This is a genomic window from Actinokineospora spheciospongiae (genome assembly GCF_003182415.1).
GTDB lineage: Bacteria > Actinomycetota > Actinomycetes > Mycobacteriales > Pseudonocardiaceae > Actinokineospora > Actinokineospora spheciospongiae.
The window spans coordinates 349344-375542 of record NZ_QHCP01000002.1 but is presented as its reverse complement, the minus strand read 5'-3'; the positions used below and the strand labels follow the sequence as shown (position 1 = coordinate 375542).

Annotated in this window: 26 protein-coding genes, 1 tRNA gene and 2 pseudogenes; 13 read left to right on the top strand and 16 right to left on the bottom strand. The window is 73.2% G+C overall.

Going from position 1 to position 26199, the window contains the following annotated elements; all coding sequences use genetic code 11:
* Position 1 precedes the first annotated feature (1 nt).
* From DFQ13_RS05375 to DFQ13_RS05360, 4 genes are read right to left on the bottom strand one after another with little or no spacing between them, the layout of a single operon-like run.
* Positions 2 to 1423 (bottom strand): sensor histidine kinase, encoded by a 1422-nt coding sequence (locus tag DFQ13_RS05375; protein ID WP_035286106.1) that lies wholly within the window; start codon positions 1421 to 1423, stop codon positions 2 to 4.
* Positions 1420 to 2121, bottom strand: a complete 702-nt coding sequence (locus DFQ13_RS05370) for a response regulator transcription factor (RefSeq protein WP_110079030.1) — start codon at positions 2119 to 2121, stop codon at positions 1420 to 1422. The genes DFQ13_RS05375 and DFQ13_RS05370 overlap by 4 nt, the downstream gene beginning before the upstream one ends.
* A 43-nt stretch (positions 2122 to 2164) precedes the next feature.
* Positions 2165 to 3313: a GNAT family N-acetyltransferase gene (locus DFQ13_RS05365; protein ID WP_110079300.1), complete on the bottom strand. Its 1149-nt coding sequence runs from the start codon at positions 3311 to 3313 to the stop codon at positions 2165 to 2167.
* Positions 3310 to 4161 carry a 3-hydroxyacyl-CoA dehydrogenase family protein gene (locus DFQ13_RS05360; RefSeq protein WP_110079029.1) on the bottom strand — a complete coding sequence of 284 codons (852 nt, stop codon included), beginning with the start codon at positions 4159 to 4161 and terminating at the stop codon, positions 3310 to 3312. The genes DFQ13_RS05365 and DFQ13_RS05360 overlap by 4 nt, the downstream gene beginning before the upstream one ends.
* A gap of 66 nt (positions 4162 to 4227) precedes the next feature.
* Between DFQ13_RS05360 and DFQ13_RS05355 the strand changes: the two genes are divergently transcribed.
* Positions 4228 to 4872: a histidine phosphatase family protein gene (locus DFQ13_RS05355; protein WP_035286109.1), complete on the top strand. Its 645-nt coding sequence runs from the start codon at positions 4228 to 4230 to the stop codon at positions 4870 to 4872.
* A 144-nt stretch (positions 4873 to 5016) separates the two neighbouring features.
* On the opposite strand, the gene DFQ13_RS05350 is transcribed toward DFQ13_RS05355, so the two are convergent.
* Positions 5017 to 5997 carry a GTP-binding protein gene (locus tag DFQ13_RS05350; RefSeq protein WP_181399855.1) on the bottom strand — a complete coding sequence of 327 codons (981 nt, stop codon included), beginning with the start codon at positions 5995 to 5997 and terminating at the stop codon, positions 5017 to 5019.
* Positions 5998 to 6142: 145 nt separating this feature from the next.
* On the opposite strand from DFQ13_RS05350, the pseudogene rpmG reads away from it, so the two are divergent.
* The 3 genes and pseudogenes from rpmG to DFQ13_RS05335 form a co-directional block, all read left to right on the top strand.
* Positions 6143 to 6241 (top strand): annotated as a pseudogene (rpmG, locus tag DFQ13_RS34770) (50S ribosomal protein L33); the annotation flags it as partial.
* Positions 6242 to 6411: 170 nt separating this feature from the next.
* Positions 6412 to 6563 (top strand): annotated as a pseudogene (gene rpsR / locus DFQ13_RS34360) (30S ribosomal protein S18); the annotation flags it as partial.
* Positions 6564 to 6711: 148 nt separating this feature from the next.
* A complete protein-coding gene (locus DFQ13_RS05335) occupies positions 6712 to 8202 on the top strand; it encodes a GGDEF domain-containing protein (protein ID WP_233438270.1) in 1491 nt (496 codons plus the stop codon).
* 1012 nt (positions 8203 to 9214) lie between these two features.
* Here the strand turns inward: DFQ13_RS05335 and DFQ13_RS05330 are convergent.
* The 5 genes from DFQ13_RS05330 to DFQ13_RS05310 are packed head-to-tail and all read right to left on the bottom strand — an operon-like array spanning position 9215 to position 12666.
* A complete protein-coding gene (locus DFQ13_RS05330; RefSeq protein WP_110079026.1) occupies positions 9215 to 9670 on the bottom strand; it encodes a hypothetical protein in 456 nt (151 codons plus the stop codon).
* Positions 9667 to 10734, bottom strand: coding sequence for a molybdopterin-dependent oxidoreductase (locus tag DFQ13_RS05325; RefSeq protein WP_110079025.1), 1068 nt, complete (start codon positions 10732 to 10734; stop codon positions 9667 to 9669). The genes DFQ13_RS05330 and DFQ13_RS05325 overlap by 4 nt, the downstream gene beginning before the upstream one ends.
* Positions 10731 to 11351 (bottom strand): class I SAM-dependent methyltransferase, encoded by a 621-nt coding sequence (locus DFQ13_RS05320; RefSeq protein ID WP_110079024.1) that lies wholly within the window; start codon positions 11349 to 11351, stop codon positions 10731 to 10733. The genes DFQ13_RS05325 and DFQ13_RS05320 overlap by 4 nt, the downstream gene beginning before the upstream one ends.
* Positions 11348 to 12010, bottom strand: a complete 663-nt coding sequence (locus tag DFQ13_RS05315; protein ID WP_035286715.1) for a TIGR04282 family arsenosugar biosynthesis glycosyltransferase — start codon at positions 12008 to 12010, stop codon at positions 11348 to 11350. The genes DFQ13_RS05320 and DFQ13_RS05315 overlap by 4 nt, the downstream gene beginning before the upstream one ends.
* Complete coding sequence (locus DFQ13_RS05310) at positions 12007 to 12666, bottom strand: glycosyltransferase family 2 protein (protein WP_110079023.1); 660 nt, start codon at positions 12664 to 12666, stop codon at positions 12007 to 12009. Before DFQ13_RS05310 ends, DFQ13_RS05315 begins: the two co-directional genes overlap by 4 nt.
* A 158-nt stretch (positions 12667 to 12824) precedes the next feature.
* Between DFQ13_RS05310 and DFQ13_RS05305 the strand changes: the two genes are divergently transcribed.
* The 3 genes from DFQ13_RS05305 to DFQ13_RS05295 are packed head-to-tail and all read left to right on the top strand — an operon-like array spanning position 12825 to position 15926.
* A complete protein-coding gene (locus DFQ13_RS05305) occupies positions 12825 to 14186 on the top strand; it encodes a hypothetical protein (protein WP_110079022.1) in 1362 nt (453 codons plus the stop codon).
* A gap of 7 nt (positions 14187 to 14193) precedes the next feature.
* The gene (locus DFQ13_RS05300) at positions 14194 to 14886 is read left to right on the top strand and encodes a response regulator transcription factor (protein WP_110079021.1); all 693 of its coding nucleotides are present in this window, start codon (positions 14194 to 14196) and stop codon (positions 14884 to 14886) included.
* Positions 14886 to 15926, top strand: coding sequence for a sensor histidine kinase (locus tag DFQ13_RS05295; RefSeq protein ID WP_035286723.1), 1041 nt, complete (start codon positions 14886 to 14888; stop codon positions 15924 to 15926). Before DFQ13_RS05300 ends, DFQ13_RS05295 begins: the two co-directional genes overlap by 1 nt.
* Before the next feature lie 1391 nt (positions 15927 to 17317).
* Here DFQ13_RS05295 and DFQ13_RS05290 read toward each other — a convergent pair.
* Positions 17318 to 18379, bottom strand: coding sequence for an NAD-dependent epimerase/dehydratase family protein (locus DFQ13_RS05290; protein WP_110079020.1), 1062 nt, complete (start codon positions 18377 to 18379; stop codon positions 17318 to 17320).
* A gap of 134 nt (positions 18380 to 18513) precedes the next feature.
* Here DFQ13_RS05290 and DFQ13_RS05285 point away from each other — a divergent pair, with 134 nt between their 5' ends.
* Complete coding sequence (locus DFQ13_RS05285) at positions 18514 to 19005, top strand: MogA/MoaB family molybdenum cofactor biosynthesis protein (protein ID WP_035286728.1); 492 nt, start codon at positions 18514 to 18516, stop codon at positions 19003 to 19005.
* 336 nt (positions 19006 to 19341) lie between these two features.
* Here the strand turns inward: DFQ13_RS05285 and mscL are convergent, their stop codons facing one another.
* From mscL to DFQ13_RS05260, 4 genes are all read right to left on the bottom strand, one after another.
* Entirely contained in the window at positions 19342 to 19773 is a 432-nt protein-coding gene (gene mscL / locus DFQ13_RS05275; protein WP_110079018.1) for a large-conductance mechanosensitive channel protein MscL, read from the bottom strand.
* Positions 19774 to 19810: 37 nt separating this feature from the next.
* A complete protein-coding gene (locus DFQ13_RS05270) occupies positions 19811 to 20449 on the bottom strand; it encodes an SAF domain-containing protein (protein ID WP_110079017.1) in 639 nt (212 codons plus the stop codon).
* Between the two features lie 124 nt (positions 20450 to 20573).
* Positions 20574 to 20942, bottom strand: a complete 369-nt coding sequence (locus DFQ13_RS05265) for an FmdB family zinc ribbon protein (RefSeq protein WP_110079016.1) — start codon at positions 20940 to 20942, stop codon at positions 20574 to 20576.
* Positions 20943 to 21044: 102 nt separating this feature from the next.
* Positions 21045 to 21653, bottom strand: a complete 609-nt coding sequence (locus DFQ13_RS05260; protein WP_052021729.1) for a 5-formyltetrahydrofolate cyclo-ligase — start codon at positions 21651 to 21653, stop codon at positions 21045 to 21047.
* 25 nt (positions 21654 to 21678) lie between these two features.
* Between DFQ13_RS05260 and DFQ13_RS05255 the strand changes: the two genes are divergently transcribed.
* From DFQ13_RS05255 to DFQ13_RS05235, 5 genes are all read left to right on the top strand, one after another.
* Entirely contained in the window at positions 21679 to 22569 is an 891-nt protein-coding gene (locus DFQ13_RS05255; protein ID WP_181399853.1) for a UTP--glucose-1-phosphate uridylyltransferase, read from the top strand.
* 32 nt (positions 22570 to 22601) lie between these two features.
* Complete coding sequence (gene glp / locus DFQ13_RS05250; protein ID WP_035286739.1) at positions 22602 to 23825, top strand: molybdotransferase-like divisome protein Glp; 1224 nt, start codon at positions 22602 to 22604, stop codon at positions 23823 to 23825.
* The gene (locus tag DFQ13_RS05245) at positions 23818 to 24471 is read left to right on the top strand and encodes a GNAT family N-acetyltransferase (RefSeq protein ID WP_035286741.1); all 654 of its coding nucleotides are present in this window, start codon (positions 23818 to 23820) and stop codon (positions 24469 to 24471) included. Before glp ends, DFQ13_RS05245 begins: the two co-directional genes overlap by 8 nt.
* Positions 24472 to 24641: 170 nt before the next feature.
* Positions 24642 to 25436, top strand: coding sequence for a divisome protein SepX/GlpR (sepX, locus tag DFQ13_RS05240; protein WP_110079015.1), 795 nt, complete (start codon positions 24642 to 24644; stop codon positions 25434 to 25436).
* A 55-nt stretch (positions 25437 to 25491) separates the two neighbouring features.
* Positions 25492 to 25564 (top strand) — tRNA-Ala (locus tag DFQ13_RS05235).
* Positions 25565 to 25814: 250 nt separating this feature from the next.
* Here the strand turns inward: DFQ13_RS05235 and trxA are convergent.
* On the bottom strand, positions 25815 to 26192 hold the full coding sequence (trxA, locus tag DFQ13_RS05230) for a thioredoxin (protein ID WP_035286746.1): 378 nt from the start codon (positions 26190 to 26192) through the stop codon (positions 25815 to 25817).
* Between the last annotated feature and the right edge of the window lie 7 nt (positions 26193 to 26199).

The following is a 26199-nucleotide window of genomic DNA, read 5'->3' as shown; positions in this document are numbered from 1 at the left end:
CTCAGCCCGCGGCGCCGGGCAGCCGCATCGCCATCAGCGCCCCGCCGTCGGCCGAGCGGCTGGCGAACACCGAGCCGCCGTGCCGCTCCGCGGCCTGCTTCACGATCGCCAGGCCCAACCCAGAACCGGGCAGCGTGCGGGCCTCCTCCGAGCGGTAGAACCGGTCGAACACGTGCGGCAGGTCGCTGTCGCTGATCCCCGGCCCGGCGTCGGCGACCTGCACGAACGCGTACCCGTCGCCCGCGTCGCGCAGCTCGACCCGCACCACACCACCCGGTGGGCTGAACTTCACCGCGTTGTCCAGCAGGTTCAGCACCGCCCGCTCCAGCGACGCGGCGTGCCCGATCAGGTGCCAGGGCTCCAGCCGCACCTCGAAGGTCACCTCGCCCGCCCGCCGCCGGGCCCGGTCCAGGGCGGCGTCGACCACCTCGACCAGCTCCACGTGCTCGCGCACGGTCGGCGCGGCGTCCTCGCGGGCCAGCTCCACCAGGTCGCCGATGAGCTGGGTCAGCTCGTCGAGCTGGGCGCGCAGGTCCACCTGGATGTCGGCCTTGTCCTGCGGTGCCAGCGCGGGCGCCCCCGGCGCCTCGGAGGCCAGCATCAGCTCCAGGTTGGTGCGCAGCGAGGTCAGCGGCGTCCGCAGCTCGTGGCCCGCGTCCGCCACCAGCCTGCGCTGCCGCTCCTGGGACTCGGCGACGGCGCCGAGCATGGTGTTGAAGCTGTCGGTGAGCCGGGACAGCTCGTCGTCGCCGGACACCGGGATCGGGCGCAGGTCACCGGTGCGGGTCACCCGTTCGGTGGCGGCGGTGAGCCGCTGCACGGGCAGCAGACCACCCCGGGCCACCGCCGTGCCCGCCAGCGCCGCGACGATGATGCCGGACCCGCCGATGACGATGAGGACCACCGCGAGCTTCGACAGCGTGCTCTTGGTGGTGTCCAGCGGCTGCGCGAGCACCAGCGCGGTGTTGTCCAGGAACGGGTACGGCCGGGCCAGGATGCGGGTGTCGGTGCTCGCCTCGGTGCGGATCGAGATCGGCGTCAACCCCTGGGCGACCTTCAGCTCCTCCGGGCCGACCCTGGGGTGCTCGACGGTCATGCCCAGCGCGGACTGCCCGTTGCCGTCGACCACGTCGAACTTGATGTCGGTCAGCTCCAGGAACACCCTGGGGATCTCCGCGCGGGTGGAGGTGATCGCCTGGGTGTTGCGCAGCAGCGCCGTGGCCCGCTCGTTCAGGCTGTCGTCCACCTGCTGGTACAGGCCCCGGTAGACGGTGAAGTACGCGCCGAGGGAGACCAGCGCCACCGCCCCGCCCACGCACAGCGCGGCGAGCAGGGTGATCCGGGAGCGCAGCGACACCCGCTCCCGGGGCTGCGACCGGTCGGACCGGTCGTCCTGGTCGTCCTGGTCGGCGACCGCGGTCACGGCGGGGTCTCGCGGAGCACGTAGCCCACCCCGCGGACCGTGTGCAGCAACCTCGGTTCGCCGTCCGCCTCGGTCTTGCGGCGCAGGTACCCGACGTAGACCTCCAGCGCGTTGCCGGAGGTCGGGAAGTCGTAGCCCCACACCTCCTCCAGGATGCGGCCGCGGGTCAGCACCTGCCTGGGGTGCGACAGCAGCAGCTCCAGCAGGGCGAACTCGGTGCGGGTCAGGCTGATCTCGCGCGCGCCGCGGCGGACCTCCCGGGTGCCGGGGTCCATCTCCAGGTCGGCGTAGCGCAGCGGGGCGGCCTGCGGGGAGCCCTGCGGCTCCGGGGTGGCCCGGCGCAGCAGCGCGCGCAGCCGGGCCAGCAGCTCCTCCAGGGCGAACGGCTTGGGCAGGTAGTCGTCGGCGCCCGCGTCGAGCCCGGCGACCCGGTCGGACACCAGGTCGCGCGCGGTGAGCACCAGGATCGGCAGGTCGTCGCCGACGCCGCGCAGCCGCCTGCACACCTCCAGCCCGTCCAGCCGGGGCATCATCACGTCCAGCACCATCGCGTCCGGGCGGGAGCTGTCGGCGCCCAGGACGGAGTCCAGCGCCTGCCTGCCGTCGCTGGCGAGGTCTACCTGGTAGCCGTTGAACTGCAACGACCGCCGGAGGGACTCGCGCACGGCCCGATCGTCGTCGACCACGAGGATGCGCATGCGACCAGTGTGTCCTGCCGGGCTGAGACGCGCCTGAGAGCGCTCAGAACGCGTCGGCCGTCCGGGGCCCGCCGGGGGCGCCGGTCAGCAGGTCCAGCGCGCGCGCCGCGGCCGGGTCCCCGTCGAGCAGACCGGCGCGGCGCAGTTCCGCGGTGCTCGACGCGCCGCTGTACCAGGGGCCCAGCGCCCGCGCGGCCAGCCGGACGGTGCCGTCGCCGCCGCGTTCGCAGTGGACGGTGCCGCCCGCGGCGGTCAGCCGCCAGCGGCCCGCGTTCCACGGGGCGTGCCGGTCGGTGACGTCGAGGTCGACGGTCAGGTCCGGGGCGTGCGGCCACCCCCGGTCGGCCAGGGCGGTGGGCAGGTCGACCACCCGCAGCATCCACGTCTCCACGTGGCTGCCCCTGGTCACCGCACCGGGGATGAGCAGGTCGAACAGTGCGCTGTCGAGCACGCGCACCGTCGCCACCTCGGTGTGCCCGGCCCAGGACGCCAGTTGGTGCAGGAGGGCGTGGGCGGTGTCGGCGTCGTCGGCGACGAAGTCGTGGACGTGCAGGCTCTCGCCGTCGGGGCGGTCGGCGGACAGGTAGCCGGTGATGCCGTCCGGTCCGGGGACGACGGTGAGCAGGTCCAGGTCGAGGGCGTCCTCCAGGGTGAACGCCGAAGTCCCCCGATCGAGTGGACCGTCGATCGTGCTCGCCGTGCGCAGGTACGCCCGGTGCACCTCACCGAGGTCGGCCGCGGTGGCCGGCCGCACCTCCCTGGTGCTGCGCGGTGCCGAGGCCAGGCCCGCCAGCGGAACGGTCGCCCGTTCCAGCACCCCCGCGTGCTCCCAGCCGCGCTGCCGGTACGGGCGCACGACGTAGGGGAACAGCGTCGAGATCCCCTGCCCCGCCTCCCGCATCAGCGGCAGCGACTCGTCGAGCAGCGCGCTCGCCACCCTCCGACCGCGCGCGTGCGCGGCCACCGCCACACTGGCGATGCCACCCATCGGCACCGCCCGACCGCCGAAGAACTGGCGGTACTCCCAGATCCGGGCGAACCCGACCCGCTGCCCGCCCAGCTCAGCGGTCAACCCGGTCCACCCCGGCGTGCCCGCCCAGTCCGGGTCGACCTCCCGGGGTCCGCCGAAGGCCAGCCTGCGCAGCCGGTACGCGTCGTCGGCGTCGGAGGTCCGGAAGGGACGGACGGTCACCACGTGAAGAAGCCCTGCCCGGTCTTGCGCCCCAGCTCGCCGCGCGCCACCTTCGCCCGCAGCAGCTCCGGCGGGGCGAACCTCGGCCCCAGCTCGCGCTCCAGGTGCTCGGCGATGGACAGCCGGACGTCGAGCCCCACCAGGTCGGTGAGCCGCAGCGGCCCCATCGGCCACGCGTACCCCAACCGCATCCCGGTGTCGATGTCCTCCGCCGAGGCCACCCCCTCCTCCAGCATCCGGATCGCCTCCAGCCCGACCGCCACCCCCAGCCGGGACGTGGCGAAGCCGGGGGAGTCGCGCACCTCGATGACGGTCTTGCCCAGCGCCTCCGCCCACCCGCGCACGTCCGCCCGCACCCGCTCGGGCAGCCCCGCGTGGTGCACCAACTCCACCAGCGCCTGCACCGGCACGGGGTTGAAGAAGTGCATCCCGATGACCCGCTCGGCGGGGAGCCCCTCGGTCAGCCGGGTGATCGACAGCGACGACGTGTTCGACGCCAGCACCGCGTCCGGGCAGGCCGCGGCGACCTCGGTGAACACCGCCCGCTTGAGCGCGAGGTCCTCCGGGACGGCCTCGACGGCCAACGCGGTCTCCGGCGGCAGGTCGCCCAGCCGCTCGACCGTGCTCAGGTTCGCCAGCAGGTCGGCGGCGGTGGTCCCCTCCGGGAGCTTGCCGCGCTCCTCGGCCTTGGTCACCGAGGCGGTCACGTTCGCCACCCCCTGCGCCGCCCGCTGCGCGTCGGCCTCGGCGAGCACGACGGAACTGCCCGCGGCGAGGAAGACGTGCGCGATCCCCGCCCCCATCGTGCCGCCCCCGATGACCGCCACGGTTGCCGGTACGCCGCCCATTGGAGTCCTCCTCTGTCGACCGGAGTCCTTCTTAGCAGCCGCGCGCGGGCGTGTGACGATGCCGGTATGCGGATCATCCTGTTGCGCCACGGCGAGAGCCTCGGCAACGTCGACGAGCTGGCGTACTGCCGCACCCCCGACCACTCGCTGCCGCTGACCGCGCTCGGCGAGGCGCAGGCGGCGCGGGCGGGCGCCGACCTGCGGGCCCTGCTCGGCGACGAACCCGTCGCCGCCTACGTCAGCCCCTACGCGCGCACGGTCGGCACGTTCCGCCTGCTCGACCTGCCCGCCGTGCAGCGGTGCGTGCCGGAGCCGAGGCTGCGCGAGCAGGACTGGGGGAACCTGCAGGACCCGGACGAGCAGCAGGTGCAGAAGCGGCTGCGGCACGAGTTCGGCCACTTCTTCTACCGGCTCCCGCACGGCGAGTCGGGCGCGGACGTCGACGACCGGGTGGCCAGCTTCCTGTCCGAACTGGAGCACCGGGTGGCCCGCGACCCGGACCACCCGGACACCGCGGTGGTTGTCTCGCACGGCCTCACCGCCCGGCTGCTGTGCCGCCGGGCGTTCTCCTGGAGCATCGACCTGTTCGAGTCCCTGTCGAACCCGGCCCACTGCGACCCGCGCGTCCTGACCCGGGTCGGGAACGCCTGGTCGCTGGATCGGCCGTTCGAGCAGTGGCGTCCCTCACCGGACGGGACAACCCAGGTGTGACGCACCCGCCCGACGGCCGCCTACAGGTGGCCGCGCCGGTACGCCGCGACCCGGCGGCGCGACCTGGTGTTCAAGCGCGAGGTCTGGCGCTTGGGGACGGGTCCTGGAAGACCACCGGGTGGTGGCCGGGGTGGATTCCCGATTTCACAACGCGATCTCCTCCTGGACCAGTGCGGCGGTGAACGCGGCGGTCAACGCCTCGGGGTCGGCGGCGTGGGAGAGGATCACCAGCTCCTGCACGCGGTCGCCCCACACCGGGTCCCAGTCCAGCGCCGCGCGGGCCCGGCGCTCGGCGGACACCGCGTCCCAGTCGTCGGAGGCGGCCAGCCAGGTGCCGCCGGGACCCACGCACACGCCCCCACCGGCGGACTCCAGCAGCAGCACCTCGTCCGGCCGCCCGGCCACCCACACCCGCCCGCGCGCCCGCACGACGCCGTCGAGCAGCACGTCGAGCGCGTCGACCAGGCGGTCCTGGTCGAACGGCCTGCGCTCGCGGAACACCGTCAGCCCGACCCCGCACTCCGGTCGCAGCGGCGGCTGCCCGCGCAGCAGCGGGCCGAACACCTCGTCGACCTTGTCGACCTCGTCGCCCCGGCGCACGGCCCGCAGCAGCGCGGGCCCGGCCTCGGCCAGCGGCACCCGGGGGACCGCGGCGGCGAGCCGGTCGAGCACGGCGGTGGTGCGCGCGTCCGGGGCGCCGGTCAGCACCAGCGCGTCGGCGGCCTCGACCTGCCCGACCACGACCTGGGCCACGGTGCGCTCGTCGTCGGGCAGCAGGTCGTCGCCGGTCGCGGCGGCCAGCCAGGTGTCGACGTCGACGACGGTCACCACCGCGTCGACCTGGCGCTCCCGGGCGATCGGACCGGGTTCGAGGACCGGGTCGAGGTGCACCACCAGCCGGTCGAACGCGTCGGTCAGCAGCGCCAGGTCGGCGCGCAGCGTGCACGAAACGCAGTCGTGCTCCGCCCCCAACCGCTCGGTCGTGTCGGTGTTGTCCACCCGGCAACGGCGTTCGACTCCACTGTCGGTGATCGCGTACTGCACCACCGCGGTCCCGGGCGCCAGCAACCGGGCGGCGAACGCCCCGGCCGCCGCGCGGTCCCATCCCGCCACGAGCGTGAGCACCGGCACTCCAATCGACAATCATTTCCATCTGGACCCGGTCGAGGTTACCCCGGCGACGGCTTTGATGAAAACGGTTCCCACATACAGGAGGTCACGTGTCGGCGATGTACCAGGTCACCGGCCGAAACCCGACTTCGACAACCAGGTCTCCCACTCCCACCGGCGCAACGACCCCGACCGGCTGGTGCTGCGCAAGTTCGACCCCGTCGCCCGCGGGCACGTCGAGTTCCGGGAAGACCACTGATGGCCGAGAAGTCCGAGATCAACGCCCGGCACGTCGAGCGCAAGGGATCACCCGCAGGCCGTCGTCCGAAGAGGACCGCACCGCCGCCTTCCGCGAACCGCGCCGGATGCCCCGCGACGCCGGCGCCACCCGCATCCGCGACGCCGTCCACGGCAGGCCGCGCGCCCACCACCGCGTTGCTGCGCACCTTCATCTCCGACCGCGGCAAGATCCGCGCCCGCCGCGTCACCGGGCTCACCCCAGGCAGTAGCGAGCCGTCGCCACCGCGATCAAGAACGCCCGGGAGATGGCCCTGCTGCCCCACGCGGGCACCAGGGGCTGACCGCCCGCGCCCTCGCCGTCCGAGCAGGCAGAACGCGTTACTCCGAACGGGTCACGACCGGCCCGCCTTGTAGCCTGCGCGGAGCTGTGTCGCAGACCACGAACCGCGCCGTTCGCCGGCTGAGTTCGGCGAGGTGGAGTCGGGGACGGTGTTGGGGCAGGACGGGCTGGAACCGGGCGACGAGCTCGCGGCGACCGAGGCGTTGCGCGCCGACCGCGAGATCCGGATGCTCATCGACGCCGGGCGCACCGGGGCGGCGAACGCCCTGTTCGACCAGCTCCTGGCCAAGGTCCCGCCGAACCTGGCCCCGTGGACCAGGGCGGCCATCCTCACCAGGCGCGCGGTGTCGGCCTGGCGGCTGCGCCGCATCCCGCTCGCCCTCGAACTCGTCGCCGAGGGCTGGAGCGACATCGACATCGACCACCCCCGCGGCTCCTCCGCCGCCGACACCCTGGGCAGGCTCGGCTACCTGCTGGAGGGCATCGGCCACCGCCACGCCGCCCTCGACGTCGCCCGCGTCGCCGTCGAGGTCGCCAGGACCGGCGACGACGTCGAGATCCTCGCCCACTCCCTGCAGAACCTGGCGGGCACCCTCAACTTCCGCGCCGCCGAACAACCCCCCGCCGAGGCCGCCGCCACCTTCCGCGAGGCCATCGCCCTCCTGGAGGAAGGCCTCACCCTGGTCGAGGGCGGCCGCATCCACCTGGCCCTCACCGCGGCCCACGGGGCGTCCCTGGCCGGGGTCGGCGACCTCGACCGGGCCGAGCACACCGCCCGCCGCACCCTGCAAGCCGCGGCCCCCGAGGACAACCGCTGGGCCATGTCCGTCGGCAACTGGGTCCTCGCCACCGTCCGCCGAGCCCAGGGCCGCCTCACCGAAGCCGCCGACCACGCCAGATCAGCCGTCCACGACGCCGAATCGGTCAACGACCCCTCCCTGGTCCAGCGCTACTCCCAAGACCTCGCCGACATCTGCCACGCCTCCGGCGACTTCGCGGGCGAGGCCGACGCGCTGCGCCGCAACATCGGCGCCCGCCGCACCGCCGTGGAAACCCTGCAGGAGGGCCTGGGCCAAGCCCTGGAACAGCGCCGCCTCGCCATCCGGGCCCAACGCCTCGCCACCGCCGCCCAGGAAGCCGCCGAACGCGACCCCCTCACCGGCCTGGCCAACCGCCTGGGCCTCGAACGCGCCGCCCCCCACATGCTCCACCACGCCGCCACCGCCGCCCGCCACCCCTGGCTCCTCCTCATCGACGTGGACTGGTTCAAAGCGGTCAACGACGCCGCAGGCCACGCCGCCGGGGACGCCGCCCTGCGCGAAATCGCGGCCATCCTCCGCACCGAGTGCCGGGTGGGCGACCTGATCGCCCGGTGGGCAGGCGACGAGTTCGTGGTCCTGCTCACCCACCCCGCCACCGAGGAGGAAGCCGTCGGCCACGCGGTCGCCGACCGCATCCGCACCGCGGTCGACACCCACGACTGGACGGCGGTCCTGGGCACGGCCCAACACCCCACGGTCAGCGTGGGAGTCGCCGACGGCCCCGGCACGTTCGAGCGCCTGTTCGCCAACGCCGACACCGCCCTGTACACGGCAAAACGCAAGGGCCGCAACCGCGTGGAACCATTCGAACAACCCTGACCGACCCGACCGCCCAACTCGTTCCCCAGCCGCCCCACCGCCCGCCGGACCCGCCCACCGGCCCGTCTGCCGCTGCGCTCCAACGCCCGCACATCCGCCCCGCCCGCCTCCGGCTGCCTGACCCGCTCATCCCACCCGGCCCGCCCGCCCGGCTCGCCCGCCCGGCTCGGTCCGCCCGGCCAGCCCGCCTCGCTCCGCCCGGCTCGGCCCACCTGTCCCAGCTCAGCTACTCCGCCTTCCCGGCTGTCTGGCTTGGCCGCTCGACCCGCCCAGTCTGGCCCGGGCCGACCCGCCCTGTCCTGGCTGCCGCCCGCCTACCAGTTGTCCACCCGGCCCGGCTGCCCGTTCGCCTGCCCCGCCCGGCAACCCAGTCCGCCCAGCTCGGCTGCTACGCCCGCCCAACCCGCCCGGCTGCCTGACCTCCCGAGCAGGCGATTCGCACAACCCATCCCGGACGATCACTCCGCCGCACAACCCCAGCCGATCCGGCGCACTTGCCAACCCCCACCTCCAGCCCACCCGGCGACCGACCAGATCCGCAGGCCGACCCGCCCATCGAACAAGCGGAACACTCAGGCGACACGTGATCCACCCCGGCACCCGCCCACCGCGCACGCACCCACTCTCTGCGCCCCCGTCCGCTTCGGACCCTGCCCACCTTCAGGGTCTCCGCCCACCCTCAGGCACCTGCCAACCCCCCAGCTCATCCGCCCCGCCGCCTTCCCCGCCCTCCACCCAGTCCACTCACCCGTTGCCCACCCCCTCCGCTTCGCCTTTCCCACGCCCGCGCGTTCGCCCCGCCTGCTCCACAATCACCCGGTCCGCCCAACCACCCCGATCCATGTCCCCTCCACCCTCCGACAGCTTGGTCCCAAGTCAACCCCAACAGCCCGACAATCCCGATCGCCCAAGCCAGCTTGTCCACACCCCGCCCAGAGCAGCCCCCGAATCAATCCAACCAGGACGGTCCGACAATTCCAAGTGGACCGCCGCTGCCTGTGGACAACCCGCCTCACGACTCCATTTCTGTCGGTGCCCCCTGCTTGGATTGATTCGGGGGCTGCTCAGAACGGCGCCACCCGTTGACCAGCCCGGCGGCCGCCGCCGCCACCCACACTGCGGCCACCGCGATCCCCAGCCCCGCCCAGTGGTCGCGGTCGTGCAGCCCGGGGTTGGTCGGCACGCCGAACGGGTGCCAGATCAGGGGCACCGCCAGGATTGCCAGGACCGCCGTGCACGTGGCGGCCGCCTTCACCGGCGCGTGCCAGGTCGGGGGGAGGAGGCGGGTCAGCAGGTAGGCCGCTCCGCCGACGACGGGGGCGACCACGGCGTCGTGGACCAGGGGGCCGCCGATGAAGAACGCGGCGCCCTGCCAGGCGTCGCGGAAGGAGGCGTGGGCGAAGTCCCAGGCGAGGTAGCCGCCCCAGGCGAGGGCGGCCAGGCCCAGGGTGAACAGGGCGGCTCTCACAGGACCTCCAGGCGGGTGACCCACTTGGTTTGCAGGACGCCCGGGCGGGTGGGGGCGATCACCCGGCAGGGGTAGCCGTGGTCGGGGGTGAGCGGTTGGTCGGCGACGCGGAGTGCCAGGAGGGTGCGGCGGTCGCCGGTGTGGGTGCCGGGGAGGGTGCTGGTGGAGTACAGGCCGCCCTTCTCCAGGGAGGACACGCGCACGTCGACCCCGGGGGCGATCCCGCACTGCCGCAGGAGTTCCGCGACGCGGACCCCGCCCCACACCGCCGAGGCGCTCCAGCCCTCGACGCAGGCGATCGGCAGTTCCTCCGTGGCCTGGGGGAGGGCGTTGAGCTGGTCCAGGGTGAAGCGGTGGACGTCCTCGCCGTCCACCACTTCCAGGTGCCAGTCGGCGGGGACCTCGATGGCGGCCGCGGCGGCGGTGCGGTTCACCGGGAGGTCCACTGTGGAACGCCAGGCCAGGACCGACACCCGGCGCAGCAGCGGCACCGTGGCGCCCGCGGTGGCGACCACGGCGACACCGGTGGCCAGCCAGGTCGTGCGCAGGAACCGGCGGCGGTCGGCGTCGACCCCCGGCGGGGCCAGGGCGCGGCGGATGACCGGGAGCTTCACCGCGACGTGCACGAGGACGGACCCGATCGCGATCCACGCGACGGCGTAGTGCGCGGTGGGGAAGTAGAAGCCCCACAGGTAGTTCTGGGCGACGTTGAACAGCCCGGTGATCAGTTCGAAGAACGCCGCACCGGACAGCACCAGGATCGACCCGCGCTCCAGCGCGTGCAGCGCCGAACGGACAAGGGGGCGCTCGAACAGCTTCGGGTAGACGCTCCACAGTTTGGCCAACAACAGCGGAATCGCCGCGATCCCGCTGATGACGTGCAGGCCCTGTGTGACCCGGTACAGCCACACGGGTGAACTCGGCCAGGTGAACCACGACGGCGGGTGTTGGATTCCGTGGCTGAGCAGACCGGTCAGGAAACAAACCGCGAACGCGATCCCCAGCCAGCGGCCGACGCGGGAGGTGACGCGTTCGTCGTGCGCGGGGGAGGCGAAGCGGGTCACCGGGGCACCAACTCGGTGAACCAGCGGCCCACGTGCTCGCGGACCCACCGCACCGCCAGCCCGGCCTCCGCCGCGGCCCCCGGCACCGCGTCCGCCGCCAGCCAACCCCAGTCGAACCACGGGCCCGCGCCCGCGGCGACGGCGAGCCTGGCCCGGCCGCGGCCGATGCCGCTGCCCGGCGGGTCGACCTCGACCACGGCCGAACCCCTGGCGCTCAACAACTCCCTGGCGCGACCCAGCAGCCGCACCGGGTCGCCGCCGATGCCGACGTTGCCGTCGGCCAGCAGCACGTGCTGCCAGCGGCCCTCACCGGGCAGGCGGTCGTAGACGTCGCGGCACAGCGCCGACGCGCCCCGCCGCCTGGTCAGGGCCACCGCGGTCGGGGAGGTGTCCACCCCCAGCGCCACCACCCCGCGCGCCATCAGCGCGGCGGTGAGCCGACCCGGCCCGCAGCCCACGTCCAGCGTCGGCCCCGCGCACGGGTCGAGCAGCGATGCGTCACCCACACCGGGGGGTGCCGCCCAGCGGTCCACCGCCAAGGCGATCCGCCCGCCCGCCGCGGTCTCCAACCAACACCGCTCGCCGCGCAACCCGGCGTCGAAGATCCCCGTGGTCACCTGACCGCCAAGCCCTCGACCGCGGGCGCGAACCGACCGGACGGGCACTCCGCGGCGACCCGCAGCGCGTCGTCCATGGTGTCCACATCGGACAACACAGGCAGCTCGCGCAGCCGCACCCCCACCCCGGCCAGCGCCGCCGCCGTGCGGTCCGCCGTGTCCGCGCGCGACATCGGCACCGACCGCAACACCCCCGCCAGCAACGGGTCGCGCAACCCCAGCCCCCACCAGCCCCCGTCGAACGCGCGGCCGAGCAACCCCTCCGCGCCCGACTCCAGCGCCGCCGCCGCTGACCCGAGCAGCTCCGGGTCGACCTGCGGGGTGTCCATCCCGACCTGGAACACCGGCCGACCGGGGAAGCGCTCGGCCACGTCCGCGTGCGCGGTCGCCAAACGCTCCGCGAAACCCTCCCCGCGCTGGGCGAACACCGTGCACCGGGCCAACGCCCCGGCCAGCTCCGCCGACCGCCGCGCCGCCGACAGGTCACCGGTCAGCGCCACCACCGGCACCACCCCGCGCGTGGCGAACACCGCGTCCAACGTGTCCAACAGCGACGCCGCGGCGATCTCAGCGGCCTCCACCGGGGTCGCGGGCGGGGACAGCCGGGTCTTCGCCAACCCGGCGACCGGGGCCTTCGCCACCACCAACAGGCACGTCACCGCAGCACCCCCGCCATGTCCCGGATCGCGCGGGCCGTGCCGCGCACCGAACCGGACACCTTCGACTTCGTCCCCGCCGTCCGCGGCCGGTAGGCCACCGCCGTCTCCCACACCGACCACCGCGCCTCCGCCGCCCGGATCAGCAGCTCGAGGGGGTAGCCGAAAGCGCGGTCCTCGACGCCCAGTTCCAGCAGGTCCTGCCTGCGCACCGCCCGGGCGGGCGCGATGTCTGTGACCGGGAGCCCGCGCCTGCGCAACAACGCCGCCAGGACCGCGTTCCCGGCCCGCGCGTGCCACGGCCACGCACCCCGGCCCACCGGCACCCGCTTGCCCACCGCCAACCGCGCCCGGCCCCGCGCCACCGCGGCCACCAGCTTCGGCAGCTCACCCGGGTCCAGCGAACCGTCGGCGTCCAGGAAGCACACGACGTCCGCGGTCGAGTGCTCCAGGCCCGTGTGCACGGCGGCGCCGTACCCCTTGCGCGGCTCGTGCACCACCTTCGCCCCGTGGGCCGCCGCGACCTCCGGCGAACCGTCCGTCGAACCGTTGTCCACCACGATCGCGCGGTACCCCTCGGGCAGCGCCGCCAAGACCCCGGGCAGCGCCGCGGCCTCGTCCAGGCACGGCAGCACGACGTCCACTTCTCGCACATCCATGCCGCAACGGTAGGGCGACCGCTCCCCGCCGGACACTCGAAAGCCGCTGTGCGGGGGAAGAACAAGATTGTGTTCACCCTTCTTACGGACTTCTGACGATTGAGCCGAATCCGCTGCGCGTCCCCGGATCGTCGGACCCACGCGGTAGGTTCCCGGACATGGCAGTGCAATCCCCGAACCGGACTCGCGTTCCCGGCGCGCGCGCGGACGTCCTCGCCGCCCTCGGCGCGGCCGCCCTCGTCGCCGCGGCCATCGCGGTCGGCTTCGGCTTCGGCGTGCGCCTGTTCGGCACCGAGCACTTCCCCGGCGCCCCGGACACCTTCGGCGAGTGGCCGGTGCTCGCCCAGTGGCTGCCGCACGTGGGCATCGGCACCCCACTCGCCCTGGTCGTCGCCGTCGCCGCGGTCACCTGGGGGCCGGCGCTGGCCACCCGGCTCGGCTGGCGGGCCGCCCTCGGCGCCGGGTACCTGCTCGCCGTCGCCTGGACGTTCTCCCTGGCCCTGGTCGACGGGTGGACGCGCGGGATCGCCAACCAGCTCACCTCGCAGGACGAGTACCTCGCCGCCGTTCCCGGCATCACCGACATACCGACCATGCTGGACACCTTCGCCCGGCGCATCCTCGACTTCCAACCCGACTCGTGGATCACCCACGTCGCGGGCCACCCCCCGGGCATCACCCTGCTGTTCGTCTGGCTCGACCGGATCGGCCTCGGCGGCGGCGCCTGGGCCGCGGTCCTCTGCGTCCTGGTCGGCGCCCTCGTCGCCGTCGCCGTGCCCGCCACCCTCGCCGCCCTCGGCAGCGAGGAGCAGGCCCGCGCCGCCCTCCCGTTCGTGGCGCTATTCCCCGGCGCGGTGTGGATGGGCGTCTCCGCCGACGCGCTGTTCGCCGGGGTCACCGCCACCGGGATCGCCCTGCTCGCCCACGGCGCCACGCACAGCCGCTGGTGGGCGTGCCTGGCAGGCGGCGTGCTCCTCGGGTACGGGGTCTTCCTGTCCTACGGGCTCATGCTCATGGGCGTCATCGCCCTGGCCGCGGTGCTGGCGGCCCGTAGCTGGAAGGCGCTGGCCTGGGCGGTCCCGGGCGCCCTCGCCGTCGCCCTGGTCTTCCTCCTGGCCGGGTTCTGGTGGGTCGACGGCTACCACCTGGTCGTCGAGCGCTACTACCAGGGCATCGCCAACGACCGGCCCTACTGGTACTGGGTGTGGGCCGACCTGGCCAGCCTGGTGTTCGTCCTCGGCCCGGCCACCGCCGCCGGACTGCGCCGCGCCGCCGGGTCCGGCTTCCTGACCCGCTGGCCACCGCCCGCCGTGGCCATGGCCCGCGCCGGGGTGATCGCCGTGCTCGCCGCCACCCTGTCCGGGCTGTCGAAGTCCGAGGTCGAACGGATCTGGCTGCCGTTCGCGGTGTGGGTCGTGGCCGCCTGCGCGCTCCTGCCCGCCCGCACGCACCGCTGGTGGCTCGGCGCCCAGGCGGCGCTCGCCCTCGCGGTCAACCACATCCTCCTGACGAACTGGTGAGGGACCGATGGACCTGCCGACCCGGGTGCTGGTCGTCGACGACGACGTGACCGTCGCCGACGTGGTGCGCCGCTACCTCGAACGCGCCGGGCACCGGGTGACCCTCGCCGAGAACGGCGAGGACGCCCTGCGCCGGGTCGCCGAGGACCCACCGGACCTCGTCGTCCTCGACCTCATGCTGCCCGGCATCGACGGCCTGGAGGTGTGCAGGCGGCTGCGGCAGCGCGGCGCCATCCCCGTCATCATGCTCACCGCCCTCGGCGAGGAGGAGAACCGCATCGCGGGCCTGCAACTCGGCGCCGACGACTACGTCACCAAACCCTTCAGCCCCCGCGAACTCACCCTCCGCGTCGGCTCCGTCCTGCGCCGCGCCCAGACCCGCCCCGCCCCACTCACCCCCTCCCTCACCGACGGCGACCTCCGCCTCGACGCGGTGGCGCGCAAGGCCACCCGCGCCGGGGCGGAACTGCCGCTCACCACCCGCGAGTTCGACCTCCTCGAGTTCTTCCTCACCCACCCCGGCGAGGCCTTCACCCGCGAACACCTCCTCGAACGCGTCTGGGGCTGGGACTTCGGCGACCAGTCCACCGTCACCGTCCACGTGCGACGGTTGCGCGAGAAGATCGAGAAGACCCCCGCCAAACCCACCCGCATCACCACGGTCTGGGGCGTCGGCTACCGCTACGACAGGACCCCGTGATGGTCGAACCCACCGAGCCGTTCAGCCAGATCCTCGCCCACCTCCTGCACATCCTCCCGGTCGCCCTGGCCCTGGTCCTCCCGGTCGTGCTGGTGGGCGCGGTCCTGCTCCACCTGGTCCGCAACGGCTCCCTCACCACCACCGTGACCGTGCTGGTGCTCGTCCCCGTCGCGGGCCTCATCGCAGGGGTCCTCGGCGTCACCGGGATCATGTTCACCACCACGCTCACCACCCTGCTGCTGGTCTGCCTCCTGGTCACCGTGGTGACGGTCCCGGTGGCCGTCGTCCTCGGCCGCCGCGTCGCCCGCCGCACCGTCTGGGAACGCGAAGCCCGCGAGCGCGAGAGAGCGGCGGAAGCTTCCCGCCGCGAACTCGTCGCCTGGATCAGCCACGACCTCCGCACCCCCCTCGCGGGCATCCGAGCCATGGCAGAGGCCCTGGCCGACGGCGTGGTCCACGACCCGGTCGAGGTCACCGGCTACGCGAACCAGATATCCATCGAATCCCGCAGGCTGTCGTCCATGGTGGACGACCTGTTCGAACTGTCCCGCATCACCGCCGGGGCACTCCACCTCACCATGGCGGCGGTCCCCCTCCAGGAAATCGTCTCGGACGCCCTCGCCACCCAACAACCGGTCGCCTCCCGCAAACGCGTCCGCGTCTCCGCCGCCGCCGAGGCCGTCCCGGTGGTCCTCGGCTCAGACCCGGAACTCGCCCGAGTCGTCCGAAACCTGGTCGCCAACGCCATCCGCCACACCCCACCGGACGGAACGGTGGCAGTGGAAATCGGCGTAGTGGGCCAGGAAGCCCTCCTGTCAGTGCAGGACAGCTGCGGCGGCATCCCGGAAACCGAACTCCCCCGAGTCTTCGACGTCGCCTTCCGAGGCAGCGCCGCCCGAACCCCCGGCGCCGAAGCAGGCGGAGGCCTGGGCCTGGCCATAGCCAAAGGCTTGGTGGAAGCCCACCACGGCCGAATCGCCGCCCGCAACCACGACCGAGGCTGCCGCTTCGAAGTCCACCTCCCCCTGGCCACCGCCTGACCCCATGCCCCCGCCCTTTGCTCCCGTCCCACACCTCCTGTCAACCACCCACCCTCGCCTGTGGACAACCCCACCGCCTGTGGACAACCCCACGCACAAACCCCGGAACTGTCAGACCTCCTTGGTAGCCTAGGAATTCGGAACGGCGGGGAGGCAGTGGGCATGTCGGCACCCGTCCAACACCCCCACCCGCCCCCTCCATCACCACCCCACCCGCCGCCCACACGAACCCGCCGCCTCTGCCCAACCGCCTGCGCATCCGCCAGCCGCCGACATGCGCGCACCACTGAGACCGCACCTTCCCGGACCGGGCCAACACATCGGCCGCACCGCAGTCGCCACACCACCCACGCTGCGGCCGCCGCGCAACACCGGTCTTGACGGCCCGGCTCAGCTCCCCGGCCCGGCTGGCCCGCAACAGCCGATCACACGGCACCGGGCCAAGCCGCGCGGCATCGCGCAAGCCGTACGACATCGCGCAAGCCGCGCGGCATGGCGCAAGCCGCGCGGCATGGCGCTGGCAACCCTGGCTGCATCGCGCCAGCTACGCCGCGCCGGTCCGGCCACGTGTCGCGCCAGCCCGACTGGCCCAGCCGCACACCGCCCCAACCCACCCCGCTCCGGGCTGACCCAGCCCACGCTGACCCGCTTCGACCTGGGCCAACCAGCTCCGACCAGCCCGGCCCGACCAGCCCGGCCCGACCAGCCCGGCCCGACCAGCTCGGCCTGGCCGGCCAGGCCCGGCCCGGCCAGGCCCGGCCCGGCCAGGCCCGGCCCGGCCCGGCCCGGCCCGACCAGCCTGGCCCGACCAGCCCGGCCTGGCCTGGCCGACTTGGCCCGGCTTGGCCCGCCCGATTGGCTCGGCCCGCCCTGCTCCGCCCCCGCTTGGTCCGCCCGGCTCGGCCCGTCTGCCTCCGGCTGCCTGACCCACTCACCCCACCCGGCTCGACCCCACCCGGCGGACCCGGCCCTGCCCGGCGGACCCGGCCCTGCCCGGCGGACCCGACCCAGCCCGGCTGGCCTGGCCCGGCCCGGCCTGATCTGGCCCGGCCTGGCTGGCCTGGCCATGCGCCGCGCAGGTCGTGTGCCGGCCCTGCCAGAGCACTTGTCTGGACGCGCGCTGTAGCGGCCGCGCATCAGTCTGCCGGTGCGTCGAAGTGGCCGTGCACCGCGGTGAATCCCCGCCGCGTCGGTTGTTGTGATCCGTTGCCTTGGGCGAGTTTGACCCTTGCGTCCGGCACCGGCTGTTGGCCTCGGTGCGCCTTCGGTGCCGAACGGGTGGTCGCTGGGCGTGGTGCTTGATTGGAGTTGGGCGGGTGGCACCCGGTGCCGTGTGGCAGGGGAGGGTGGTTGGGCTCGGGTGGAGGGACGTGGGCGTGCGGGTGCGGGGGTCAGGTGGTGACGGGGGCTCGGAGGGGGGCGGTGGCGAAGTCCTTCATGCCGGTGTTGAAGGGGACCTGGGCGTGGAAGCCGAGGAGGGTTTTGGCGGCTTGGGGGTCGGCTACGACGTGGCGGACGTCGGCGGGGCGGGCGCCGCCGAGGGTTTTGGGGGTGGGGCCGTTGCAGGCTTTTGCCAGTTCTTGGGCCATTTCGCCGACGGTGTGGGGGGTGCCGGAGCAGATGTTGAGGGGGGTGAGGGTGTGGGGTTGGCCTTCTTTTTCGCAGGCCAAGGCGTTGGCTAGGGCTACGTCGGTGACGTGGATGAAGTCTCGGCGTTGGTTGCCGTCTTCCAGGACGGTGGGGGCTTCGCCGCGTTCCAGGGCTGAGCGGAAGAGGGAGGCCACGCCTGCGTAGGGGGTGTCTCGGGGCATCCGGGGGCCGTAGATGTTGTGGTAGCGGAGGGCCCAGACGTGGCCGCCGGTTTGGCGGGCCCACGCGGATGCCAGGTATTCCTGGGCGGCCTTGGTGGCGGCGTAGGTGCTCTGGGGGTTGATCGGGGCGTCCTCGGGGACCAGGAGGGACTCGAGGGGGGCTCCGCAGGTGGGGCAGGGGGGTTCGTAGTCGCCCGCGTCGATGGATTCCTGGCGGCGGGGGGCTGGGCGGACGACGCCGTGGGTGGGGCAGGAGTAGCGGCCTTCGCCGTAGACGACCATGGAGGAGGCCAGGACGAGGCGTTGGCGGCCGGTGCGGTGCATCGCCGCCAGGAGGACCGCGGTGCCGTAGTCGTTGTGGCTGGCGTAGTGGGGGGCGTCGGAGGGGTCCAGGCCGTGGCCGACCACCGCCGCCTGGTGGCAGACGAGGTCGGTGCGGGAGACCAGGTCGGTGAGGAGGTCGGCGTCGCGGACGTCGCCCAGGACCAGTTCGTGGGGGGCGGTCCAGGGGGGTGGTTCGGTGGAGCCGTGGGCTTGGGGGAGCAGGTTGTCGAGGAGGGTGACCTCGTGGCCTCGGGTGGCCATGAGGTCGGCCACGTGGGAGCCGACGAAGCCCGCTCCTCCGGTGATCAGTACGCGCATGGGCCAGACGCTAGGGGGCGTCGGAGCGGTTCGCCCGGTGCGCGGCGGCCTCGTCACCGAATGGTCAGATCAGGGGGTCGGACACCGCTCACCTCCCGGCCCGCGGGTGGGCCCGGACGGCTACGGTTGGCGGTATGGAACGCAGCGCGCAGCGGCTCGGTCGGGCACTCGTCGTGATCGTGGACGACCGGGTGGCGCACAAGGAACACGAGGACACCGTCGGTCCGCTGGTGACCGAGCTGCTGGAGGAGGCGGGTTTCATCGTCGACGGCGTGGTGCCGGTCGAGGGGGAGACCGTCGCCATCCGCAACGCGCTCAACACCGCGGTGATCGGCGGGGCCGACCTGGTCGTCACCGTGGGCGGGACCGGGGTGTCGCCCCGGGACGTCACCCCCGACGCGACGCAGGGGGTCCTGGACCGGCCCATCCCGGGGATCGCCGAGGCGCTGCGGTCCTCCGGGCTGGCCGCGGGCGCGGTCGACGCCGGGATCTCCCGGGGGTTGGTGGGCGTTTCCGGGAGCACCCTGGTGGTCAACCTGGCGGGGTCCCGGAGTGCGGTTCGGGACGGGATGGCGACTCTGTCCTCGTTGGTCCCCTACGTCATCGGTGAGCTTTCGGGACTGTGATCTCCCAGGGGCGGGCCTGACCACTCCGGGGGTCAGGCCCGCTTGTGGTTTCGGGTCCCACCCGATCGCTGCCCGTCTGCTGAAACGACCGGTTCGGCGTCGCGGGTGGGGGAGTCGGTTTTGGCGGTGGTGCTCAGCCGCCGTGGTGTGGGGGGCGGTTTTGTTCGTACCAGTCGTCTGCGGTTTTCGCGGGGGTCGGGTCCCTTTCGTCCTTCGTGGTGTCGGGGAGGACGTCGCCGAAGATCTCGTCCAGGGTGGGGCGCCGGGGTTTCGGATCGGGGTCCCGGGCGGGGCGCGGTGGCGCCGGGGGCGGGGAGTCCGGGGTGGGCACGGGGATCAGAGGGTGTCGGGCTTGGGGGCGGGTGCGGCGGCGGGGCTGTTCTGCTGGCGGAGCAGGTCGCGGATCTCGATGAGGAGTTCGACGTCCGTGGGCCGGGCGGGGCCGGGCTCCTCGCCGCGCTTGCGGCGGTCCTGGATCTTCTTGATCGGCAGCACGATCACGAAGTAGACGACGGCCGCGACGATCAGGAAGTTGATCACCGAGTTGATGACCAGGGCGATGTCGACGTAGCTCTTCTCGTTCCCGGTGAAGATCCGGAAGCCCAGGCCCTCGGCCATGCTGGTGCCGCCGACGGAGTTGATCAGCGGCTTCATGATGCCGTCGGTGAACGAGGTGACGACCGAGGTGAACGCGGCACCGATGATGACGGCGACGGACAGCTCGATGACGTTGCCGCGCATCAGGAAGTCCTTGAAGCCCTTGAGCACGCCTTGCTCCGATCTCGCGGTTGTGGGTGGGTGCGGACTATCGGAGGGTAACCGTCACCTCGCCGCGCAGCGAAGCGGCCGCGACGTCGTGCGCGGCCTGCTTGGGCAGCGCCAGCAGGAGCAGCGGCGGCGCGTTCGGGCCGCCTCCGGTCAGGGCGCGGACGGTGAGGACGGCGGCGTTCTCCGCCAGCACCTCTGGAGGGTCGCCGGGCTCGGCGGCGGCCACCACGTCCACCCGCGATCCGGGGCGCAGCAACGACGACACCGTCGGGTCGGCCGGGCGCAGCGGGACCGCGGCGGCGTCGGGGCCGACCATGAGCGCGGTGTTCTCCGCGCCCACCAGTCGGACGCGGGTGATGGGTTCGCCCTCGGCGGCGGGGCCCGCGAGGAGGCGGCCCGCGGCCTCCGCCGGGTCGGTCAGGGCACCGGCGGGCAGCAGGTCCGGCGGGGCGCGGACGACCCGCACGTCGGTCGGGGTCAGCGCGGTGGCCGCGGACAGGGGTTTCGCCGCGACCAGCACCGGTGTCGAGGCCGGTTCCGCCGCGGGGTGCCACAGCGCGGTCGCGGCCGCGGCGAGCAGCAGCACCCCCGCGACCACCCGGCGCAGGGCGAGGGCCCTGGGCAGGGTGGCGCGGAGGGCGCGCAGGCGGATCAGCGTCGGGTTGCTCGCGGGCATCGGGTGCTCCCTGGTCGTGTCGGTGGTGACATCGACGTTAGGGAGGCGGTGGGGCGCGCGGAAGGCACGGGGCGGACCTGTGGATGGATTCGACCCATGTGGACAACCCGGGGTGGGTCCGGGGTCAGGAGGCCTTGGCCGTGCCCGACGACGAGGCCGACGATGCCGACGCGGCCGGTGTCGGGGACTTCGCCGAGCCGGACCCCGAGGACTCCGACTTCGCCGACGACTCCGACTTGCCGGAGGACTCCGACTTGGCCGAAGACTCCGACTTGGCCGGGGACGCGTCCGCGGCGGGAGCGGTGGACGACGTCGACGAGCGGCTGTCGTTGCGGTAGAAGCCGCTGCCCTTGAAGACCACGCCGACAGAGCTGTAGAGCTTGCGCAGCCGCTGCCCGCACTCGGGGCACTCGGTCAGCGACGCGTCCGAGAACGACTGCACCGCCTCGAAGCGGTGCTCGCAGACCGTACAGGCGTACTGGTACGTGGGCACGGGGGCCTTCCTCCCAAACTGGCACTCAACAGGCGAGAGTGCTAACACTTGATTCTGCGACAACGCGGACCGGGAACGCAAACATTCCGACACGAGGTCACATCAGCGCAACCTGAGCAGCCCGCGCCCCGGTGTCAGCACGGCCGTCATCGTCACGTCGTGGCCCTCGGCGGGCAGCACGTCGAACAATTCCGCATCGCGCACCACGGCCACCAATGGGGTGTCCGCCGCCGCGATCGACAGGCTCCGGTCGTAGAAGCCCGCACCCCGGCCCAGGCGCGTCCCCCGCCGGTCGACGGCCAGCGCGGGCACCAGGACCACGTCCGCGATCCGCAGCGCCGTCTCACCCAGCCGCTCCCCGATCGGCTCGCGCAGCCCGTACGGGCCGGGCCGCAGGTCGTCGCGCCCGTCGTACCAGGCCCACTCGAGCGGGCCGCGCCCGTTGACCACCGGCAGCAGGATGCGCACGCCCGCGTCGGCCACCTCGTCGAGCATCTGCACCGACCCCGGCTCCGACCCGATCGGCACGTACGCGCACAGCGTCTGCCCCCCGCGCACGACCCGGCCGCTGGTCAACTGGGCCGTGAGCTGCATGGCCTCGGCGAAGCGGGTGGCGGCGGGCACCCGGCGGCGGTTCGCCAGCAGCGCGCGTCGCCACTGGTCCTTCGTCCACGCGCGTGTAGCTTCGAGATCACTCCCAGTGCCGGCCACGCCACTGAGGTTAGGCTGCCTGTCCATGAGCGCGTTCACCGCATTCACCACCGCCATCGTGCCCGCAGCGGGTCTGGGCACCCGGTTCCTCCCCACCACCAAGGCGGTTCCGAAGGAGCTGCTGCCGGTCGTGGACACCCCCGGTATCGAGTACGTCGCGGCCGAGGCGGCTGAAGCGGGGGCGACCCGCCTGGTCATCGTCACCTCACCCGGCAAGGAAGCCGTCGCCGACTACTTCCGCCCGCAGCCGGAACTCGAAGCCACCTTGGCCGAGCGGGGCAAGGACGCGCTGCTGGAGAAGGTCCGCCGCGCGCCCGGCCTGCTCGCCGTCGAGACCGCCACCCAGGACAAGGCGCTGGGCCTGGGCCACGCCGTCGGCTGCGCCGAGCCCAACCTGCGGCCCGAGGACGAGGCCGTCGCCGTGCTGCTGCCCGACGACCTCGTGCTGCCCACCGGCGTGCTGGCCCGGATGGCCGCGGTGCGCGCGGAGAAGGGCGGGACGGTGCTCTGCGCCTTCGACATCCCCAGGGCCCAGATCTCCGCCTACGGCGTGTTCGACGTCGAGGACACCGGCGACGACGACGTCAAGAAGGTCAACGGCATGGTGGAGAAGCCACCCGCCGACGAGGCCCCGTCCACCTTCGCCGCGGCGGGCCGCTACCTGCTCGACCGGGCGATCTTCGACGCCCTCGGGCGGATCACCCCGGGCGCCGGTGGCGAGCTGCAGCTCACCGACGCCATCGCGCTGCTGATCGACGAGGGGCACCCCGTGCACGTGGTCGTGCACCGCGGCGGACGGCATGACCTGGGCAATCCTGGCGGTTTCCTGCGTGCCGCAGTGGACTTCGCACTGGACCATCCGGAGTATGGGCCCAGCCTCCGCGAGTGGTTGAGCGCGCGGATCAGCGGTCGGTAGGGGATCGGGACGGAACGGGTACGGGGTAGCGGATGAGGTCAGTCGACGAGCAACTCGCCAGGGCCCTGGCGGCCGCGGTGCGCCCGGCGCCGGTGCGGGTGGCGATCTCCGAGGCGCAGGGGCTGCTCTGCGCCGAGGAGGTCGTGGCCGAGCGCTCGCTGCCCGGGTTCGACCAGGCCGCGGTCGACGGGTACGCCGTCCGCAGCGTCGACACCCAGCCCGCGGGTGAGGCCGCGGTGCAGCTCCCGGTCGTGGGCGAGATCGCCTCCGGCTCCCGGCAGCCGCGCAGGCTCCAGCCGGGGCAGGCGGTGCGGGTGGCGACCGGCGCGCCGCTGCCCACCCTGGCCGACGCGGTGCTGCCGCTGGGCTTCACCGACGGGCACCACTCGAAGGTCACCGTGCACACCCCCGTGCCCTCGGCCGCCTACGTCCGGCGCACCGGCGAGGACGTGCAGACCGGTGACGTGGCCGTGCGCCGCGGTTCGATCATCGGCTCCGCCCAGGTGGGGCTGCTCGCCGCCGTGGGCAAGTCGAAGGTGCTGGTGTACCCGAGGCCCCGGGTGTCGGTGATCTCGGTCGGCGACGAGCTGGTCGACGTCGACCGGACCCCGGGGCAGGGGCAGGTCTACGACGTCAACTCCTACGCGCTGGCCGCCGCCGCCCGGGACGCGGGCGCCGAGGTGAGCCGGGTCGGCATCGTCAGCAGCGACGTCAAGCGCTTGCGCGAGGTGGTGGAGAGCAGGCTGTCGCAGGCCGAGATCCTGGTGATCTCCGGCGGGGTCGGCGGCGAGCTGGCCGAGGAGGTCCGCGCCGCCATCTCCGAGCTGGGCGACGTGGACCTGACCAGGGTGGCCATGCACCCCGGCTCGCAGCAGGGCTTCGGGCGGCTGGGGCCGGACGCGATCCCGGCGTTCCTGCTGCCGGGCAACCCGATGAGCGCCCTGGTCGTGTTCGAGGTCATGGTGCGACCGCTGATCCGGGCCGCGCAGGGCAAGCGCAACCCGCACCGGCGGGTGGTCAGCGCCCGGCTGCTGTCGCCGGTGACCTCGACCAAGGCGCGGCGCGGCTTCCTGCGCGGGCAACTGCTGCGCGACGAGACCAACGGCGAGTACCTGGTGCAGCCGCTGGGCCTGTCCGGGTCGCACCTGCTCGCCTCGCTCGCCGAGGCCAACTGCCTGATCCTGATCGACGAGGACACCGTCGAGGTGTCCGTCGGCCAGGAGGTCCAGGTCAGCTTCCTCGCCCAGCGTGGCTAGCCCGCAGGCGCTGGGCCGCCACCCCGGCTGGCCCGCCCGGCTCGGTCCGCTGCGGGTGCCCGCCGGGGTGGTGGAACTGCGCGGGCCGCGGTTGCTCGACGGCGCCGCGTGGAGCCGGGCGCGCATCCGCGACCGGGCGCACTTGGAGAACTGGGAGCCGTCGGCGCCCGGGACGTGGGCCGAGCGCAACGCCCAGTTCGCCTGGCCCGCGCAGTGGTCGGCGCTGCGCTCGCTGGCCCGGCGCGGCATGTCGCTGCCGTTCGTGATCACCGTCGACGGGGAGTTCGCCGGCCAGCTCACCGTCGGCAACGTGGTCCGCGGGTCGCTGTGCTCGGCGTGGGTGGGCTACTGGGTGGCGTCCACCGCGGTGTCCGGGGGTGTGGCCACGGCGGCGGTGGCGATGGCCGTGGACCACTGCTTCCGGCTCTCCGGGCTGCACCGGCTGGAGGCCACCGTGCGGCCGGAGAACGGGGCGAGCCTGCGGGTGCTGTCGAAGCTCGGGTTCCGCGAGGAGGGGCTGTTCCGGCGCTACCTCGACGTCGCCGGGGACTGGCGGGACCACGTGTGCCTGGCGATCACCGAGGAGGACGTGCCGAACGGCCTGGTCAACCGCTTGGTCGCGGACGGGCGGGCCGGTCGGGGTTGACGTTTCGGGGTGGCGGAAGTTAATTGTTTGATCAGTGCCGTTACGGGGAATGGTGGACCGACGACAACCCGAACGGGTGAGTTTCTCCGGCGCGCCTCCGCCACGCGTGTGACTGTTGTGACTAACGTGGTCAACGAAGTCCTCGGAGTACGTCAGGGGGAGGTGCGGACATGCCGAGTTCGTTGATCGTGGTCGCCCTCGTGGTCGCCTGGCTGGTCGTGCTCGTCCCCATGGTGGTGCGCAAGCGCCAGGAGATCGCCAGGACGGCGGATTCCGCCCTGGCCGCCCGAGTCGTGCGCAGCGGCTCCGCCGAAGACACCGGTCCCCGCGAGGAGACCGAGGACCCCCGGGAGGACTTCGCCATGCTCGACTCCGCGACGGTCGACCTCGAACCCGAGGAAGACGGGTTCACCTACACCGACGACTTCGCCGAGGACGAGGACGACTACGCCCCCGAACCCCGCCGGTTCCGCCCCGGCCGCGGCGGCTTCGACCCGGACGCCGCCGCCCGCGCCGCCCGGGCCAAGTACGCCTTCCGGCAGCGGATCGTACTGCTCATGATCCTCACCGCGGTGCTCACCCTGATCACCGCGCTGGTCATGACCCCCCTGCTGTGGTGGGCGCACGGGCTCATCGACCTCGCGCTCGCCGGGTACCTCACCTACCTGCGCCGCCAGGTGCGCATCGAGGAGGAGATCCGGGAGCGCAGGCAGGCCAGGATGACCGCCCCCCTCGCCGTCCGCCGCTCCCACGCCCACCCGGCCGAGGAAGAACCGGACGACGACACCGACGCCGACGACGACCTCGACTCCGAGTACGAGGAACCCCGCCGCACCCCGGTCAAGATCGCCCCCCGCATCACCCACCCCGGCGCCACCGCCGTCGACCTCGACGACGAAGACCCCTGGTTCGACGACCTCGGCGACGCCACCGTGCTGCACTACCGCCGGGCCGTGGGCGAGTAGGGACCCCCGCGAGGGGGCGTGCTCGCGGGCTGATAAGCTCTGCGAGCACGAACAAGGGGCTGTAGCGCAGTTGGTAGCGCGTCTCGTTCGCATCGAGAAGGTCAGGGGTTCGATTCCCCTCAGCTCCACGCATGGAGGCGAGTGCTCGCGGAGAGCGCTCGCCTTTTGCGTTCCGCATCGCTTCTGGGGGGCGACCCCCCAGACCCCCACGGTGCGGTGGGTTCCCGAACCAGCGTGGTTTCGTTTCCGCTTCGGCCTTCGGCCTTTGATCTTCGAACTTTGTATTGGTGTGGTGTTTGCGGTTTTGGTGTGGGTGCGTGCGGAAAGGGCCCGCGAACCGGGTGGTTCGCGGGCCCTTTCTGTGGTGGGAGCTGGGTATTACTTGGCTTCTTCTGCTGCCTGGGCTTCGGCCACCTTGGCTCGGACGTCTTCCATGTCGACGGCCTTGACCTGGGTGATCAGGTCTTCCAGGGCCGGGGCGGGGAGGGCGCCGGGCTGGGAGTAGAGGACTACGCCCTCGCGGACGGCCATCACCGTGGGGATGGACGAGATGCCGAAGGCCTGGGCCAGTTGCTGCTGGGCCTCGGTGTCGACCTTGGCGAACACGACGTCCTCGTGCTTGTCCGAGGCCGCGTCGAAGACGGGGGCGAACTGGCGGCACGGACCGCACCAGGACGCCCAGAAGTCGACCAGCACGGTTCCGCCACCGCCCACGACCTCGTCGAAGTTCTCGGTGGTCAGTTCGACCGTAGCCACAGGGGGC